Raw genomic sequence first — 15,937 nt, 5'->3', positions numbered from 1 at the left:
CCCGCTCACCCGCGTCGGTGCGTACACCCGCGGGAGGTACGAGGCCGGTCAGGAGGCCACGGTGGACGGGAGGGGGTGGACGGCCTGGGGAGCGGGAGCCGTCTCGCGGGCCGCCAGGCAGTCTTCGAGGAACGCGAGCGCGCGCAGATGGTAGGCGCGGGCGGCCCGTCCGAGGCTGATGTTGTGTCCGGCCCCCGGCTGACGCTCGACGCTCACCCGCGGGGCGGCCGTGAAGTGCGCGACCAGATCGTCGAGGGCCTCGTCGTCATGGCGCCACCAGCTCTCGTGCTCGGCGAAGGTCAGCCGTACCGGCACGCGGACGCGGGGAGCCGTGGAGCGGAACAGCAGCGGCCAGCGGGCCAGTTCGGCACGCTCCAGTGCGGGCACGGGCTCGACGATCGAGCCGCTCTCCCGGAAGGTGCCCGAGGGATAGAGCCGCAGCGGCCCCCAACTCCGGCGCAGTTGCCCGCCGTTGTGGGCGGTGGGCAGTTCGTGCGGCTCGACGGCGTACAGATGGCCGCAGCCGGAGATGTCGATCCCGAGCAGGTGCGGCGGGCCGGGGTCGGCGGCCGCGGTGAGGGCCACCTTGCCGCCGTAGGAGTGGGCGAGCAGGAACAGGCCGGCGCCCGTGTCGTGGCGGGAGGTGAAGTCGCGCAGCGCCGCGCGCAGCGAGAGGGCCTGTTCCGCCAGGCCCTGGCCCTCGGGCAGCCGGGCGGCGGAGTGCCGGTAGCCCGGCCGGTCCACGGCCAGGACGGTGTGGCCGAGGCTCGCCCCCAGGGTGAGCAGCGACTGCTGGGGATGGGCCCGGCAGTCGAAGTAGCCCGCGTTCATGCCGCCGCCGTGCACCGCGACCACGACGGCGCGCGGGGAGCCGCCGGGCGGCTCGCCGATCAGCGCGGAGAGCGGCAGTCCGGCCGCGTCCAGGGTGATCCGGCGTGCCCCGTGCGGGGACTCGAGGGCCGGTCCGGTCATGGGCGTTCTCCTCCGTGGCTCAGTGTCGGCGGGTACCTGCGGCCACCGGCCGAGGTCAGGGTCCCCCGTCCCGCCGATGCCCGCACCCGGGCCGCCGCGGGCGGGTGAACGAGCGTCACGAAGCGGGCGCCGCCCATTCCACGAACTGGACGACCACACCGTTGGGGTCGGTGATCTGGAAGAGGCGCTCGCCCCAGGGCTCTTCCCGCAGCGGCAGGGTGATGTCGACGCCCGCGGCCCGGAGTCTGTCCTCTTCGAGATCGATGCCCGAGTCGAGGGTGAGCGCGAGGATGAGCCCGTCGGCGCGCTGGTCGCGCTGATCGGCCGGCCGGACCTCCGTGCCGCGACGCGGCAGGACGATATCGGCGGCGGCGGAACGGCCCAGCGAGGAGAAGCCGTCTGCCGCCATGCGCTCCCCCTCGAAAATATCCGCGTGCAGATCACTGCCTCCACCGCAACTGCTTCCCGCGCAAGCAGGACATGGCCCTCGCCCATCAGGACGCGTTCGTCGCGGGCCTGGCCGAGGCCGTGCGCGCCCGTCCCGCCGGGGAGTCCGCCCTCTGCGCGCTGCGCCGCGCCTTCGAGGCCGGGGTCGCCGCCCAGGACCCAGGCATCGGTTTCACCGGCCCGGGCTTCTCCCGGATGGTCCATGAGAGTCCGACCCTCTCGGCCTGCCTGCGCACCCTGCACGACCGGCGCGAGGACGCACTCGCCATCGCACTGGCCGAGGCCACCGGCTCCTCCCCCGACGACATCACCGCGCGCACCGCCACGGCCCTCCTCTCCGCGGTGCGCCACGTCCTGATTCCACCGCGTCCAGGAGCTGACCCTCGCCGGCCGCTCGAACGACGACATCCCCGCAGTCGTCGCGAGCGAAACCGCCGATGCGTTCGGCCTGCTGGAACCGGCCCTCCGGCACTACGCGGTGGCCTGGGCGCCACCGCCCGAGCCGGGACGGCGGCGGCGCGGGCGCCCATGTCGGCGGCGGGGCTCCGGCGCGCACAGCAGCCAGGCGATGAGGGCCGTGGCGAGAACGGCCGCCCACCGCACATGCGCGTCGTCCCAGCGGGGATCGAGCGGGGACACGAAGAGGGCGAAGCGGGGCGGCAGGAGGACACCCGCCATGATCGGGAGCGCCAGTACGGCGCCGGCCACGGCGGGCCCCGGTGCGCGTACCTGGCCGAACCGCACCGCCGCGGCGGCGAGGGCGAGCGCCGCGGCGCACAGGGCGGCGGCCTCGACGGTCACCGCACCCGACGGCAGCGCGGCCCGGTGCGCGGGGTCGGCGCCGGCCCGTGCGACGGCCAGGACCGCTGTCCACCACACCACGACCGCCGGGAACACGACGGCCGCACGCAGCGCCTGGCGCAGCGGACGCGGCACGGGCGGGACGCCGGTGGTGTGCCGGGCCGGATCGTCCAGGACGAAGGCGGTCCCCACCGCCCCGCACAGCGCCGCCATCCGCACCACATCGACCAGCACCTCCGCGGGGAGGCCCAGGGAGAACAGGGCCGGTACGGCGGCGATGACCAGCCCCAGTGCCCAGCCGGCGGCAGCCGTCCTCCACGGCAGCGACCGCGCCGTGGGCCGCAGCAGCGCCACGACCACCGGAAGCCGCCGACCGTCGCGCACCACAGGCGCCGCCATGCGCACGGAATCTCGCGTCATGCGCACTGGTACTCCCGGTCGTCGGCGGTCTCGGCCGGTGCGGTGACGCCGAGCAGGGCCGCGGCACGGTCGGTGGTCGTACCGGGAGCGGACAGCTCCGCCCAGGACGCCTTCACCGCGCGCTCCACCTCTCCCCGAGGCCGCGCGAACAGGGCCTGGACGACGGCGAGTTCCCGGCCCCGCAGGGCGACGACGGTCGCGAGGGCCTGGATCACTCCGGGACTGTTGTAGTCGTCGCCGGTCCTCTCGAACAGGGCCTCGCCGTCCCGGGTGGCGCGGACCGCCAGCCACACCATCAGGACACCCCGCGCGTCGCAGTACGCACCCTCGTAGCGCTCGTGCCCGACGACGAGGCCCCGGGCGACGCCCGCCGCGAACTCCAGTTCCCGTTCACCGCCCCACGCGGTGGTGGCCGTCACCTCACCGGGCGCGGCGGGCGCGAGCTCCCTGACACCCGACGGCCCGTCGAGCGCGGCGACCCGCTGCCGTACGGTCAGTGCCCGCTCCGCGTCCGGTGCGCCGGCCAGCGCTCGCACCCGGCCGGTGACCCGGGCCCAGTCGTCGATCCAGGGGGTGAACTCGGGGAAGGCGCAGTACGTCGTGGTCCCGTGCCGCTCGCAGTCCTGCACCTTCGCCGGGTCACGGGTCGCCGCCTCCCGGGCCGCGCGCACCGCGTCCGAGGGCGCCATCCCCTGGAGGACGACGGCCAGCACGGTCACTCCGAGCGCGCCCAGGGCGATGGCCCGAACCGCGCGCGTACGGCCCCCGCTCAGCAGCACCGCACCCGCCGTCACCAGGACCGCGAGCGCCAGCAGATACAGCGCGTGGCCCGCCGCCGGCCTGCCCAGCAGGTCGGACGGCAGCGGCCTGGCACCCTCGTCGAACACCACGGGGGCCAGCCCCCGCAGCCAGGCAGGGCTGCTGGAGTCGGCGACGAAGACCACGGTGAGCGCCAGGACGGCGACCACGGCCAGCGGGGCGACGAACGCCGACCGGGCGACCCGGGCGAGCAGCACTCCCACGGCGCCGGGCAGGAGGATCAGCAGCGGACCAGTCGCCAGCTCGGACACCGAACCGTGGCCGACCGCCCCGGGTTTCAGCGCCGCCGCCGTGAACTGTCCGGCCACGATCAGCGCTCCCACCAGGACGGTCGGCAGCACGGACAGCACATGGGCAACCGTGCGCCGCCACGGCGGCAGGACCAGCACCGAGAAGGACGCGTCCGTGCCGCGCCGGTGGGAGCGGAGCACCGCCAGATTCACCGCGATCAGCACCGCCAGCCCGAGCAGCAGCTGTCCGAACTGGGTCTCGCGGTCGATGTCCTGGAGGACCGGATGGGCGTCCTCCGGCTCGGCGCCGGGCCACAGGACGAGGGTCAGATACGCCAACAGGGCGATCAGCACGAGGGGGTGGAGCAGCAGACGCCGTGCCTCGACCCGGGCGAGCGCGAGCATGGCCCGTCGGCCGCCCCGGACCCGTACCGGATCCGGCTTCGGTCGCGGCGTCGGCTTCGGGGCGGTCGCGCGGCTGCCGGTGATGGCCGTCATGCCGTCACCTCCGCCACCGGGTCGCCGCCGAGCGTCAGCAGATAGCCGTCCTCCAGCGTCGGTTCGACCAGCCGGGCGCCCTCGGGCGGATCCCCTACGTTGCGGAACTCGCCCGTCCCGGTGCGCCATCCGGCTCTGGCGCCCGGCTGCCGTTGCCCGCTGTGCCACACCCGGCCGTCCGCCACCGCCGTCAGCTCGGCGGCCGTACCGTCGAACCGGACGCGGCCCTTGTCCATCACCACCACCCGGTGGCACAGCATCGCCACGTCCTCGGTCTGGTGGGTGGACAGCAGCACCGTCCGGCCCTCGCCGGCCTCCGCGATCAACTCCCGGAACCGCATGCGCTGTTCGGGATCCAGTCCGACCGTGGGCTCGTCCAGGACGAGGAAGCCGGGGTCGCCGACCAGGGCCGCCGCGAGGGCGACGCGCTGTCGCATGCCTCCGGAGAGCCGCCGTATCCGCTTGCCGCGCTCGCTCGCGAGGCCGACCGCGTCCAGGACCCGGCGGGCCTCGGCGTGGCGGGCGCGACGGTCGGTCAGTTCCTTGAGGATCGCCACGTAGTCGATGAACTCGAAGGCGGTGAACTCCGGGTGGAATCCTGGGTTCTGCGGCAGATAGCCCAGGGCCCTGCGCGCGTTCTGCCGTCCGTGGACCGTGCTCGGATCGTGCCCGAGGACGGTGAACGCGCCGTGGTCGGGGGGCGTCGCCGTCGCCAGGATCCGCAGCAGCGTCGTCTTGCCCGCGCCGTTGGGGCCGAGCAGTCCCGTCACCCCTTCGGTGAACCGCAGCGTCACGTCGTCCACCGCTCTCGTACCGCGATAGCTCAGGGTCAGCCCGGCGGCCGAGACCGTGGGTCGTGTCATGACAGCCTCCAGGCTGTGGATCAGAGGGATCGAGAACGTCGGGGGGAGCGGAGGAAAGGGCCCTGGGCGCGGCCGCTGTCGAAGCGGTCCCGTGCCGCCACCAGCAGCACCGACGCCAGCACCGCGATACCGGCCGCCGCGCCCTGGCCCTGCGCGGTGAAGGGCAGCGGCGTCCCGGACGCCAGCAGTCGGCTCAGCACCACCAGGGCGGTCCAGCCGGCCCCGACCAGCACGGGCGCGAGGACGGGACCGAGCCGGGCGGTCAGCGCGACGCCCGTCGCGGTCAGCGCGAGCGCCGGCAGCAGCCAGCCGAGCGCCGCCAGGCCGTACGACGGCAGGGCCAGACTCGCCAGCGCGCTGAGCGCCGTCGTCGTCGCCAGCACGGCGACCGCCCGCACCATCAGCAGACGGAAGGTGTGCATCGGCGCGACCACGGCCGTCTCGTACGTCGGGTCGAGCCCCGGCCCGAAGGAGACCGCGACCCCGGCGAGTGGCAGCAGCGGCGCCGTGGCCAGGAGCATCAGCGGTGACGCGGCCAGGCCCACGCCGACCGCGAGCAGCAGCGTGAGCACCACGGCGCCGAGCCAGGAGCGGCGCAGCACCGGGGTGGCGGCGAGCAGCCGCGCGGTGTGGTCGGCCACCCCCAGCCGGATCAGCGACGACTCGACGGGGCCGGGCCTCGGGGCGTCCAGCGCGGCCTCCAGCCGGGCCCAGCCCGCGCTGATCTCGGCGGGCGGGACGTGGGCCGAGAGGGCGGCCCGGCAGTCGGCGCAGGCCGCGAGGTGCGTCTCGACGGACCACAGCCGGGGGGCCGCGAGCGTTCCGCGGGCGTAGCCCCGCAGGTCCTCGTCGTCGGCGTGCCAGCTCATGTGAGGCCCTCCCTCAGTTGCTTCCGGGCGCGCATGGCCCGGGTCTTGACCGTGCCCGGGGGAATGCCGAGCAGGACCGCCGCCTCACGTGTCGTCAGGCCGTCGATCACGGTGGCCTGGAGGACCGCCCGCAGTTCCGGGGAGAGTCCGGCGAGTGAGCCGGCGAGGTCGCCGTGCTGCACCCGGGCCAGCACCTGTTCCTCGGCCGACGCCTCATCACGCTGCCGCAGCCGGGCGAGCATCTGGCGCAGTCGGCTCCGGGCCCCGTCGCCCCGCAGCGCGTCCACCAGCCGCCGCGACCCTATGCGCCACAGCCAGCCGGCCACGTCGCCTTCACGGTGGTAGCGGGCGGCTCCCCGCCAGACGTCGAGGAACGTCTCCTGGACGACGTCGTCGACCAGCACCGGGTCGGCGCACCGTCCGCGCAGCCGCAGCACGAGCCAGGGCGCGTACCGGCGGTACAGCTCCTCGAAGGCGCGACGATCCCCGTCCGCGACCGCCCGCAACAGCTCGGCGTCGCCCGGACTCCCCCGTTTCAATTCGCTCACACCCCCTCATCGGACGAGGTGCCCCCAACGGTTCACACCGCGACGAACGAGGTTCCCCGGAACGGGAGTCGACCATGACGAACGGCTCCCGCACGAGGGGTGCGGCTCGTTTCGAGTGCGACGCCGATCAGGCCGCCTCGTCGGCCGCCCGGTCGTCGGTCTTCGCCGCCACCGAGATCTCGCTCGACGGACAGGCCGGCTTGCACATCGGACCCGAGGCCCGGCCTGCTCCCGCCTTCCGCGGCGCCGACGACCCCCAGACCATCGAGAAGGTCCTCAATCTCAGCCGACAGCCGACACCCCAGCGTGGCCACAAGGGCGTGCGGTGAGCGGCTCCGAGACAGGTCCGTGAGCCGACGGCACGGTCCTGGCGGTACCCGCGCAAGCTGTGCTGCCCGACCACCCGCACCACGAGCCTCGTTCAGGCCGTCCTCTGTCTGCATCGCGCAGACTCGGGCTGAAGAGGGGAAAGACGCGATTCCTGCCGCAGAGCCGGCCTCGAAACGCAAGCCTGCCCGGCGATCTCACTCCAGGGGAGCGGCTCCCGCACGAGACGTCCTCGTGCGGGAGCCCTTCGCCGGAGCGGCCGGGTCGGTCAGCCGACGCGGATCTCCGCGAGCTGCAGACGGTACTTGGCGGACTCGTCCGTGGCGGGGGTGCCGAGCCGCGTGGCCTGAAGCCGCACGTACCGGTCGGTCGTGGTCCTGAAGCCGTATGTCTGGACGCGGCCGTCGGGGTTGGCCTGCCCGGTGACGGTGCGGACGGTGGTGTACGTGCTGGAGCCGTCGGGGCGGGTCTGGATCGTGAAGTCCACCGGGAAGCCCGCGGTCCCTCCTCCGGGGGCCGGAGTGTCGGTACGGGGGAAGAGGCGTACGGGTAACGTTCCGGAACGCCGACGAGGCATGCCGGTGCGGCGATGCACGACCGGGTGCGGACGGCCATGGCCGAACTGGGCTACCGCCCGCATGCGGCGGCGCGCGGCATGCGGGGCCGTACGTACACGCTGGGCGTCCTCCTCGCGAGCATCCGCAACGCCTTCTGCGCCGACCTCCTGGACGGCGTGAACACGGTCCTGCGGGAGACCGGGTACACCCCCTGGCCCCGCCCGGGAATCGGAACCGCTCAACGCGTACGCGCGCGAGGGCCGGATGCTCGCCGCGTCGGCCCCCGATCTCGACGCCGACCGGATCGCCGAAGGCCTGACGGCGGTGGTGTCGGTGAGGCTGGACCGGCCCGAGTTCCTCGGTTCCACCCGTGGAACGCTCGGCGGGGCGGACGTACGGTCCGGCGTCGCGCGAGCGGTCCGTGAGCACCTGGGCACCTGGCTGAGGACCCATCCGGAACAGGGCGGAGCCGTCGTCGACCGCGTCCTGCGGCGGACCGGTACGTAGGGCGTGTTTCGGAAGTCCCTTCGTCGCCCGAAGGGCGGCTCTGCGGCGTCCGGTGCGTGCTCTCGGCGCGCCGGACGAAAGGCCTCGTACTGGGTGTACTTGGCCTTTCGTCCGGTGCGGCGGTGGGGGTACCTCCCGGTCGAGCGCCAGCCGAGACTGGGGGAGCGTGCCGGGCGTCGCAGAGCAGAAGGGACTTCCGAAACACGCCCGTAGGGCTGGTCGGATGCGAAGGTCGCCGAGAGTCAGGGCATCAGGGCGAGGAGTCCGATCTCCGGGGCCAGGGCTCCGGGCCGGCCGAGGGAGCGGAAGTCGGCCTCGACGGCGGCCGGATCGAGCACGCCGGCGCGCACGGCGGCGTACCGGACGACCGACCACAGGAAGACGTCCAGGTTGTCGTACTGCGTGTCGGCCTCGATGACCTGCTCCTCGTGGAACCACAGCGCGACGCGACCGCTGGTGAGGACGACGTAGTAGGGTCTGTATGGAGTTGTGATCAAGGCTGTGATCCGAGGTGTCGGATCCAGAGGAGGCCGGCGCATAATTCGAGTCCGGCCTGGTAGCTTTCAGGCTTTTTGTCGTAGCGGACGGCGAGGCCACGCCAGTCCTTGATCTTGTTGATGGTGCGTTCGACGCTGTTGCGGAGCTTGTACAACTGCTTGTCCCAGGTGACGGGCCGTCCGCCGCGTGAGCCACGGTTCTTGCGGTGGGCGGCCTGATCCTTCTTCTCGGGGATGACCGCTTTGATCCCGCGTTTGCGCAGGTGGGAACGGTTCTGGCGGGACGAGTACGCCTTATCGCCCGCGACTGCGTCCGGCCGGGTGCGGGGCCGGCCGACCGGGCCGGGGACGTGGATCTTGTTCAGGACGGGGATGAACTGCGGACTGTCCCCGGCTTGCCCCGCAGTGATCTTCAGTGAGAGGGGCAGGCACTGCGGCACACAGGACAGGTGCGTCTTCGTGGTCAGTCCGCCGCGGGAACGCCCCAGGTCAGCAGCGGCGAGCCGGGCCCTGCGGCGACGCCTCACACGTCGTCGTTCTTCCCGCTCCGGGTCCAGCTGCCCGTCTTGTTCCTGGCCGGCGCCCCTTTTTCCGCGGCGGCCTTCTCCAGCACGTCCAGGATCTCGGGCTCCACGATCATCCCGGCAGCATCATGATGGGCCCGGACCGTGGTCGAGTCCACGCTGACCAGCGACAAGTCCACCAGGCCCCGCTTCGCCGCCTCGGCGATCGCACCCTGGAACACCGCGGTGAACACCCCGGCATCCCGCCACTGCCGAAACCGGCCGTAAACGGTGGACCAGCGCCCGAACCGTTCGGGCAACTCCCGCCATTTCGCCCCGTTCCTGAACCGCCACACGATGCCCTCGAAGTGCGCCCGCAGATTCTCCGGGTACGGCCCATACTCACCGACCGGCAGGAACGGGGAGACGAACTCCCACTCGGCATCCGAAAGTTGAGGTCGAGACACCCCACCGTTTTACCCCAGGGCCCCCGGCTTTCCCAGGCCGGGGGCTCACGAGATCACAACTCCATACAGGCCCTAGTTGCCTCCGCCGTCGCAGCCGATGGACCACATGTCGTCGTCGGAGAGTTCCGTCTCGTGGTCGGAGTCCAGGATCACCTCGCCGTTCTCCTCGAACTCTAAGGCGTACGACCAGTCGTACATGTCGAGGAACCGCGCCATGGCTCCCGAGCGGACCCTGCGGTCGAACGCGGCCGGCGCGGTCGCGGCGGCGGGCGGGCGGGAGTCTGGTGAGGAAGGGGGCGACCGGGCGGGTCGACGCGGCAACGTCGACGCGCTCCTCGTCGGGGAACCAGCGCGCCAGATCGGCGTCCAGCCCGCGCTCCACATATCCGGTCATCTGATCGACGGTCAAAGGCATATGGGGAGGCCAACCGAGGCGTACGGGGCGGAGAGCGCCTGCTCAGCGAGTTACGTATGCCGCTACGTACTTCCACCGACGTCCGCTCACGCCGTCACACCGAGATGAACGGCTCCGTCAGATGCGGCGTCGCCAGGTGCAGCGTGGTGGCGGTTCCACGGTCGAGCATGCGCTCCCTCGCGTGCCGGGCCGCCTCAGGGTCGGTCTCGTGCGAGTAGGCGAGTTCGGGATGGAGCAGTTGGAGTGCGTGCACCAGGAGATCGCCGGTGACGAGCGCCCGTTCACGTCCGTCGGCGACCAGCACGCTCTGGTGCCCGGGCGTGTGACCGGGCGTGGCGACGACGCGCCCGGCGCGCAGCGCCGTGTCCCCGTCGAGGAGCCGGAGCTGACCGGTCGCCAGGAGCGGGTCGGTGAGGGTATCGCGAAGGTGCGGGTTGAGCACGTCGAGGACGTCGAACTCGGCCTGCTGAAGCAGGTATTCGGCGTTCGGGAAATAGGGGCGGCGGCCACTGGCCGAGCCGCCGGTCGAGGCGTTGCCGTCCACGGCGCCGCCCGCCGAGGGGACGGCCGCTTCCGTCACGACCGCCCAGCCGACGTGGTCGGTGTGCAGATGTGTGAGCACCACCGTGTCGACGTCGGCCGGGTCGATGCCCGCGGCGGTGAGCGACTCGGGGAGCACGCCGGGCACGGGCGCCCACGAACCGGCCGGGCTGTCGGCCGGACCGATCCCGGCGTCCACGACGGTCAGGCCCCTGTCGCTGCGGATCGCGTACGCGCGGAACCGGAGCCACCAGCGGCCCTCGGCGTCGACCGCGCCCGGGTCGTAGCGGTCGGCCTCGGCCCACTGAGCGGCCGTTGCCTCGGGGAAGGCCTCGGTGCGCGGGGAGAAGAAGGGGCCCTCGGCGTCGGCCAGAGCGATGATCTCGGTCGAGCCGATCCGGAGGCGGGGAACGCTGATGGGCATGGCCGCGATCCTGCCATGCCCTGTACGCAGGCGGCGGTTCGCCGCATGCCGTGACGATCTCGGTGTGCACGAGGTGATCTCGGACGCGGCACCGTCTCCGGGTATCGACGCCGTCGAATGGGTACCGGCGCCGTCGAAGTTGAGTACGCGCACTCAAGATCCGGTGCCGCGGCCGCCCCGACGATGGGGGTCTTCCTCGTCGAGATCGGGAGAGACCTCATGTTCAGCCGCCTCGCCGACGTCCTGGTGCCCGCCGTCGGACGTCTCACGGTGACCACCGATACCGGTTCCGTCTGCGCGCCGGGCAGCATCGTCGTCGCGAACCACACCTCGCTCGCCGATCCCGCGATCGTGCTCGCCGCGCTGCACCGCCTCGGCGTCGAGCCCGTCGCCATGGGTGCCGCGGGTCTGTGGCGGATCCCGCTGCTGGGCCGCGCGCTCACCCGCGAGGGGTACATCCCGGTGTACCGGAGGGACCCGCGCGCCGCCGACGCGCTCGACCTCGCCGCCGACGCGCTGGCGCGGGGCCGGACGGTCCTCATCTACGCCGAGGGCGGGATCCCGGTCCGCAAGGACGCCGCCGAAGCCGCGCCCGAGGAGTTCCGCAGCGGTCTGACCCGGCTCGCGGCACGCACCGGGGCGCCCGTCGTCCCGGTCGGGCAGGCCGGGGCCCGCCGGGTCACCTCCGGCGGTACGGCCAAACAGCTGGCGGGGCTGTTCACCGCGCCCCTGCGCCGTCCCGCACTCCACGTCCACGTCGGGGCGCCGCTCTCCCTCATCGCCGATCACACCGCGAACACCCGCCAGGCGCACGCGGCGGTGACCGCCGCCTGGCGCACGGCCGCGGCCCGCCTCGGCGAACCGGCCGCGCTCGCCGCGTGACGCCCCGTCCCAGCCTGCACGGCTGACTATTCGGTGACCGTCCCAACCCGCCGGTACTTCATGTGCTGCTCCATCGGGAACGCCACGCCCGCACCAGGCACTCATCCCGGGCGGCGGCACCGCCTTCACGGTCCCCTCGTCGTCCCGTACGCAGTCGGGCCGGCCGCCCTGGGCGAGGCCGGTCCCGGGTGGGAGTTGGGGACCTGACGCACCGCATCCCTCCCCCTGCCGCCGCTCCGGAACGCACCGCCGCACCCGGACTGCCGAACGGGCGTCACGGCCTTGACGCCAGGGCCCGCACGGCTCCCGTGACGAGCGTGCGGGTCCGCGTCAGACCGCAGTGTCCTCGCTCGGCGAAGGCGCGGCGAACGGCCGCAGGACCATCAGCGAACCTTCCATGGACGCCACCATGGCGAACCGGAACCGGTCGAGCTCCAGGCAGAGCGCGACGTCATCGGGATGGGCCCCTTGGCGCACACCCTGAGACGCTCCTGGCGGGGGTGTCGCGGGCGGTGGCGCCAGGTGGCTGAGCTGCGGGGGCGTCGAGAAATTCGGTGGGCCCGGGGCCTGTCCCCACGTGACAATCAGGGGCCATCAAGGGGAGGAACACATGAGCCGGGCCCACCTGACTCTTCACGGGCTGCTGCCGCCGGACGAGCTCGCGACGGCGCTAGAAGCGGGGCACGTCACGCGCAAGTCGCACCCGGAACTGCCGCTGTCCATCTACACCTACACGAGGACATGCCAGTACGAGCGGGTGTGGAACCGGGTGACCACGCGGTGCCGGGGCCTCGTGGCCGACGACAGTACCGGGGAGATCGTCGCGCTGCCGCTGCCGAAGTTCTTCAACGTCGGTGAGCACGAGGCCGGTCAGCCCTACGCCCCGAGCCTCCCGGACGAGCCGTTCGAGGTGTACGACAAGGTCGACGGCAGCCTGGCGGTGGTGTTCCACTACGCCGGCCGGTGGCGGGTCGCGTCCAAGGGGTCGTTCGTGAGCGTGCAGGCCACCTGGGCGCAGCGACTGCTGGACGCGAAGGACACGTCCGGCCTCGTGCCCGGGGTGACCTACCTGGCCGAGATCCTGTACCCGGAGAACCGGATCGTCGTCGACTACGGCGACCGTCGGGACGTGGTGCTGCTGGCCGCGTTCGCCAAGGACGGCACCGAAGTCGCCCTGGCGGAGGCCGCCGTGGGGTGGCGGGGCATCGGCTCGGTCGTCACCGTGCGCCCCGCCGTGCCGCTCGCCGAGCTGCTGGCGATGACGGACGGCAACCGGCTGCCGGGCGGCCTGCCGGCCACGGGCACCGACGCGGAGGGCTACGTGCTGCGCTTCGCCTCGGGTGTACGGGCCAAGGCCAAGTACGCGGAGTACGTGCGGCTGCACAAGGTGCTGACCGGGGTGACCGAGCGGGACATCTGGCGCGGTCACGGCATCCAGCGGTTCGCCGGCCTGCCCGCCAAGCAGGTGGCGCAGGCGCTGAACTGCTCCCCCGAGGACGTCGCCGCGTCCGGCGGCCGGCCCCTGGACGCGCTGCTGGAGCAGGTGCCCGACGAGTTCGACGCCTGGGTGCGCGGGGTCGTCGCGGGCATCGAGAAGCAGGTCGAGGACCGTGAGCGGGCGATCGACGAGGCGTTCCGGTCGCTCGCGCATCTCGCGGGCGACCGGAGCGCGTTCGCCCGCGCGGTGCGGGACCTGCCCGACGCGGCCGTGCGCCCCGCCATGTTCCAGCGCCTGGACGGGCGTTCGACCGTCCTCGTGACGTACCGGTCCACCCGGCCGGAGGCGTCCGACCCCTTCAAGAACGACGAGGAGAACTGACCGTGCCCGTGGTACACGTCATGACGGGGCTGCCCGCCTCGGGAAAGACGACGGCCGCGCGCGAGCTGCAGGCGGAGTCCGGGGGCCGGATGCGTCGCGTCAACCTCGACGATCTGCGGCAGATGCTCGACGTCCCGCTGCCCGAGGGCGCCGAGCGCCGGTCGTACGCGCACGAGCAGACCGTGCTGGCGATCCAGGACGCGGCGGTACGGGCGGCCGTCGACGGCGGTTTCGACGTCGTCGTGGACAACACGCACATGACGCCGCACATCCCCAAGCGGCTGAAGGCGGCCGTGGCGGGGCTGGCCACGTTCGTCGTGCACGACTTCACCGACGTGCCGGTGGAGGAGTGCCTGCGGCGGGACGCCGCGCGGGAGCGGCCGGTCGGTGAGGAGATCATCCGGATCCTCGCCGACAAGCACGAGAAGTCCCGCAGGGGCGGCTGGCGGCTCACGGCGGAGTGGCTGAACGACGAACCCGCCGTCGAGCCGTACACCGCCGACCCGGCGCTGCCCTCGGCGGTCATGTGCGACATCGACGGCACACTCGCCCTGCGCGGCGACCGGGGCGCGTACGACTTCACGCGCTGCGAGGAGGACCTGCTCAACGTGTCGGTGCGCGGCGCGCTGCGTTCGTTCCGCGGCGCCGACAGTGATGTGATCGTCCTGCTGTCCGGGCGCGGGGAGGAGCACCGGGACCGGACGGAGGCGTGGCTGCGCGCACATGAGGTGCCGTACGACGAGCTGTGGATGCGGGCGGCCGGTGACCAGCGTCGCGACGACGTGGTGAAGGCGGAGCTGTTCGACCGGCATGTGCGGCACCGTTTCGCCGTACGGGTCTCGCTCGACGACCGGGACCGGGTCGTCGCCGTGTGGCGGCGGATGGGGCTGCCGACCTGGCAGGTCAACTACGGCAACTTCTAGGCCGCGCCACCGGCCGCCGGGGCGGGGGTGAGCGGGCCGGTCGGCCCGTGGGCGTCCGCTGGTAAAATGGGGGCACGCTTCGACACCGCCGGGGCCCGTACCAAGGGGTACGGGCCCCGGCGCGTTCCGGGCGACCACACCAGGAAGGGTTCCCTTTTGACCGCGCAGCCGTCGTCCTCGGCCCCCGGGCTCTCCCCCACCGACGCACCCCTGCACACCACCGAGTCGGCGGGCGAGTCCGCGACGCCGGAGACGGCGTCCCGGGATCTGCCGCCGGCCGAGTCCTTCGACACGCTCGGGCTGCCGCCGGAGCTGCTGCGGACCATGACCGAGCTCGGGGTGCGCGAGCCCTTCCCGATCCAGGCGGCGACCCTGCCGAACGCGCTGGCCGGCCGTGACGTCCTCGGCCGGGCCCGGACCGGTTCGGGCAAGACGCTGGCGTTCGGGCTCGCGCTCCTGGTCCGGACGGCGGGGCTGCGGGCGGAGTCGAAGCGGCCCCTCGCGCTCGTTCTGGTCCCGACCCGGGAACTCGCGCAGCAGGTGGACGACGCGCTGACGCCGTACGCGCGGACCCTGGGGGTGCGGCTGGCGACGGTGGTCGGCGGGCTGTCGATCAACAAGCAGCAGGCGCTGCTGCGGTCCGGTGCCGAGGTGGTCGTCGCGACACCGGGGCGGCTGGCCGACCTGGTGTCCCGTCGGGACTGCCACCTCGACCGGGTCCGGATCACGGTGCTGGACGAGGCGGACCAGATGTGCGACCTGGGATTCCTGCCGCAGGTGTCGGAGATCCTGGACCAGGTCCGGCCCGACGGGCAGCGACTGCTGTTCTCCGCCACCCTCGACCGTGACGTCGACCAGCTGGTGCGCGGCCATCTGCACGATCCGGTGCTCGCCTCGGTCGACCGGGTCGCCGGCTCGGTCACCACGATGGAACACCATGTGCTGAACATCCACCCAGCCGACAAGTACGCGACGGCGACCGAGATCGCCGCCCGGGACGGCCGGGTGCTGATGTTCCTCGAGACCAAGGCCGGGGTGGACCAGTTCACCCGCCATCTGCGGGCCAGCGGCGTACGGGCCGCCGCCCTGCACAGCGGCAAGTCGCAGCCCCAACGCACGCACACGCTCGGGCAGTTCAAGGACGGCGCGGTCACCGTGCTGGTGGCCACCAACGTCGCGGCCCGGGGCATTCACATCGACGCGCTCGACCTCGTCGTCAACGTGGACCCGCCCGCCGACGCCAAGGACTATCTGCACCGCGGCGGACGCACCGCGCGCGCCGGGGAGTCCGGGAAGGTGGTCACCCTGGTCACCCCCAACCAGCGGCGCGACGTCAACCGGATGATGTCCGAGGCCAAGATCCGGCCGACGGTCACCCAAGTGCGGTCCGGCGAGGCGCGGTTGACCGACATCACCGGGGCGAAGCGGCCACCGGCCGGGACGAAGTCCAACGGCGGCAACGCGCCCTTCCGGGGCCTCGGCACCCGGCCGGGGCGCCCCGCGAAGGAGTCGCGCAAGGCCGCCGAGGCCCGGAAGGCGGCGGAGGCCCGCGCGGCCGCCCGGGTGCGCAAGGGGCGCTGACACCCGCGCACCGCTCGGCCGAGGTGAG

The 15,937-nt window shown here is 73.1% G+C and carries 16 protein-coding genes and 3 pseudogenes; 6 read left to right on the top strand and 13 right to left on the bottom strand.

Going from position 1 to position 15,937, the window contains the following annotated elements; genetic code table 11:
• Window positions 1-48: 48 nt before the first annotated feature.
• From E4N62_RS41975 to E4N62_RS41945, 7 genes are all read right to left on the bottom strand, one after another.
• A complete protein-coding gene (locus tag E4N62_RS41975; RefSeq protein ID WP_230223311.1) occupies window positions 49-972 on the bottom strand; it encodes an alpha/beta hydrolase in 924 nt (307 codons plus the stop codon).
• A gap of 115 nt (window positions 973-1,087) precedes the next feature.
• On the bottom strand, window positions 1,088-1,381 hold the full coding sequence (locus E4N62_RS41970) for a VOC family protein (RefSeq protein WP_308186190.1): 294 nt from the start codon (window positions 1,379-1,381) through the stop codon (window positions 1,088-1,090).
• 509 nt (window positions 1,382-1,890) lie between these two features.
• The gene (locus tag E4N62_RS41965; RefSeq protein WP_230223309.1) at window positions 1,891-2,640 is read right to left on the bottom strand and encodes an ABC transporter; all 750 of its coding nucleotides are present in this window, start codon (window positions 2,638-2,640) and stop codon (window positions 1,891-1,893) included.
• Window positions 2,637-4,187 carry an ABC transporter permease gene (locus E4N62_RS41960; RefSeq protein ID WP_230223307.1) on the bottom strand — a complete coding sequence of 517 codons (1,551 nt, stop codon included), beginning with the start codon at window positions 4,185-4,187 and terminating at the stop codon, window positions 2,637-2,639. Before E4N62_RS41960 ends, E4N62_RS41965 begins: the two co-directional genes overlap by 4 nt.
• Complete coding sequence (locus tag E4N62_RS41955; protein WP_230223305.1) at window positions 4,184-5,050, bottom strand: ABC transporter ATP-binding protein; 867 nt, start codon at window positions 5,048-5,050, stop codon at window positions 4,184-4,186. Before E4N62_RS41955 ends, E4N62_RS41960 begins: the two co-directional genes overlap by 4 nt.
• A gap of 20 nt (window positions 5,051-5,070) precedes the next feature.
• A complete protein-coding gene (locus E4N62_RS41950; protein WP_230223303.1) occupies window positions 5,071-5,919 on the bottom strand; it encodes a zf-HC2 domain-containing protein in 849 nt (282 codons plus the stop codon).
• The gene (locus E4N62_RS41945; RefSeq protein WP_230223301.1) at window positions 5,916-6,467 is read right to left on the bottom strand and encodes an RNA polymerase sigma factor; all 552 of its coding nucleotides are present in this window, start codon (window positions 6,465-6,467) and stop codon (window positions 5,916-5,918) included. Before E4N62_RS41945 ends, E4N62_RS41950 begins: the two co-directional genes overlap by 4 nt.
• 74 nt (window positions 6,468-6,541) lie before the next feature.
• On the opposite strand from E4N62_RS41945, the gene E4N62_RS41940 reads away from it, so the two are divergent.
• On the top strand, window positions 6,542-6,796 hold the full coding sequence (locus E4N62_RS41940) for a hypothetical protein (protein ID WP_230223299.1): 255 nt from the start codon (window positions 6,542-6,544) through the stop codon (window positions 6,794-6,796).
• Between the two features lie 266 nt (window positions 6,797-7,062).
• Here E4N62_RS41940 and E4N62_RS41930 read toward each other — a convergent pair whose 3' ends face one another.
• On the bottom strand, window positions 7,063-7,281 hold the full coding sequence (locus tag E4N62_RS41930; protein WP_230223298.1) for a hypothetical protein: 219 nt from the start codon (window positions 7,279-7,281) through the stop codon (window positions 7,063-7,065).
• A gap of 319 nt (window positions 7,282-7,600) precedes the next feature.
• Here E4N62_RS41930 and E4N62_RS41920 point away from each other — a divergent pair.
• A pseudogene (locus E4N62_RS41920) lies at window positions 7,601-7,858 on the top strand (DNA gyrase subunit B); the annotation flags it as partial.
• Window positions 7,859-8,100: 242 nt separating this feature from the next.
• Here E4N62_RS41920 and E4N62_RS41915 read toward each other — a convergent pair.
• The 4 genes and pseudogenes from E4N62_RS41915 to E4N62_RS41900 all read right to left on the bottom strand — a co-directional run bounded on the left by E4N62_RS41915 (window position 8,101) and on the right by E4N62_RS41900 (window position 10,704).
• Complete coding sequence (locus E4N62_RS41915) at window positions 8,101-8,355, bottom strand: hypothetical protein (protein WP_230223294.1); 255 nt, start codon at window positions 8,353-8,355, stop codon at window positions 8,101-8,103.
• Window positions 8,352-9,325 (bottom strand): annotated as a pseudogene (locus E4N62_RS41910) (IS5 family transposase). Before E4N62_RS41910 ends, E4N62_RS41915 begins: the two are co-directional and overlap by 4 nt.
• A gap of 72 nt (window positions 9,326-9,397) precedes the next feature.
• A complete protein-coding gene (locus E4N62_RS41905) occupies window positions 9,398-9,646 on the bottom strand; it encodes a hypothetical protein (RefSeq protein WP_230223292.1) in 249 nt (82 codons plus the stop codon).
• A gap of 188 nt (window positions 9,647-9,834) precedes the next feature.
• The gene (locus E4N62_RS41900) at window positions 9,835-10,704 is read right to left on the bottom strand and encodes an MBL fold metallo-hydrolase (RefSeq protein ID WP_230223290.1); all 870 of its coding nucleotides are present in this window, start codon (window positions 10,702-10,704) and stop codon (window positions 9,835-9,837) included.
• A gap of 219 nt (window positions 10,705-10,923) precedes the next feature.
• Here E4N62_RS41900 and E4N62_RS41895 point away from each other — a divergent pair, with 219 nt between their 5' ends.
• Complete coding sequence (locus E4N62_RS41895) at window positions 10,924-11,586, top strand: lysophospholipid acyltransferase family protein (protein ID WP_230223403.1); 663 nt, start codon at window positions 10,924-10,926, stop codon at window positions 11,584-11,586.
• Between the two features lie 330 nt (window positions 11,587-11,916).
• On the opposite strand, the pseudogene E4N62_RS41890 reads toward E4N62_RS41895, so the two are convergent.
• Window positions 11,917-12,072, bottom strand: a pseudogene (locus tag E4N62_RS41890) (2-phosphosulfolactate phosphatase); the annotation flags it as partial.
• A 124-nt stretch (window positions 12,073-12,196) separates the two neighbouring features.
• Between E4N62_RS41890 and E4N62_RS41885 the strand changes: the two are divergent.
• The 3 genes from E4N62_RS41885 to E4N62_RS41875 all read left to right on the top strand — a co-directional run bounded on the left by E4N62_RS41885 (window position 12,197) and on the right by E4N62_RS41875 (window position 15,909).
• Entirely contained in the window at window positions 12,197-13,405 is a 1,209-nt protein-coding gene (locus tag E4N62_RS41885; RefSeq protein ID WP_230223288.1) for a T4 RnlA family RNA ligase, read from the top strand.
• A gap of 2 nt (window positions 13,406-13,407) precedes the next feature.
• A complete protein-coding gene (locus E4N62_RS41880) occupies window positions 13,408-14,328 on the top strand; it encodes an AAA family ATPase (protein ID WP_230223286.1) in 921 nt (306 codons plus the stop codon).
• 66 nt (window positions 14,329-14,394) lie between these two features.
• Window positions 14,395-15,909 (top strand): DEAD/DEAH box helicase, encoded by a 1,515-nt coding sequence (locus E4N62_RS41875; protein ID WP_230223284.1) that lies wholly within the window; start codon window positions 14,395-14,397, stop codon window positions 15,907-15,909.
• Window positions 15,910-15,937: the final 28 nt, after the last annotated feature.

Source organism: Streptomyces sp. MNU76 (genome assembly GCF_020982545.1).
Taxonomy (GTDB): Bacteria; Actinomycetota; Actinomycetes; order Streptomycetales; family Streptomycetaceae; genus Streptomyces.
This window is presented reverse-complemented; position numbering and strand designations above follow the sequence as displayed.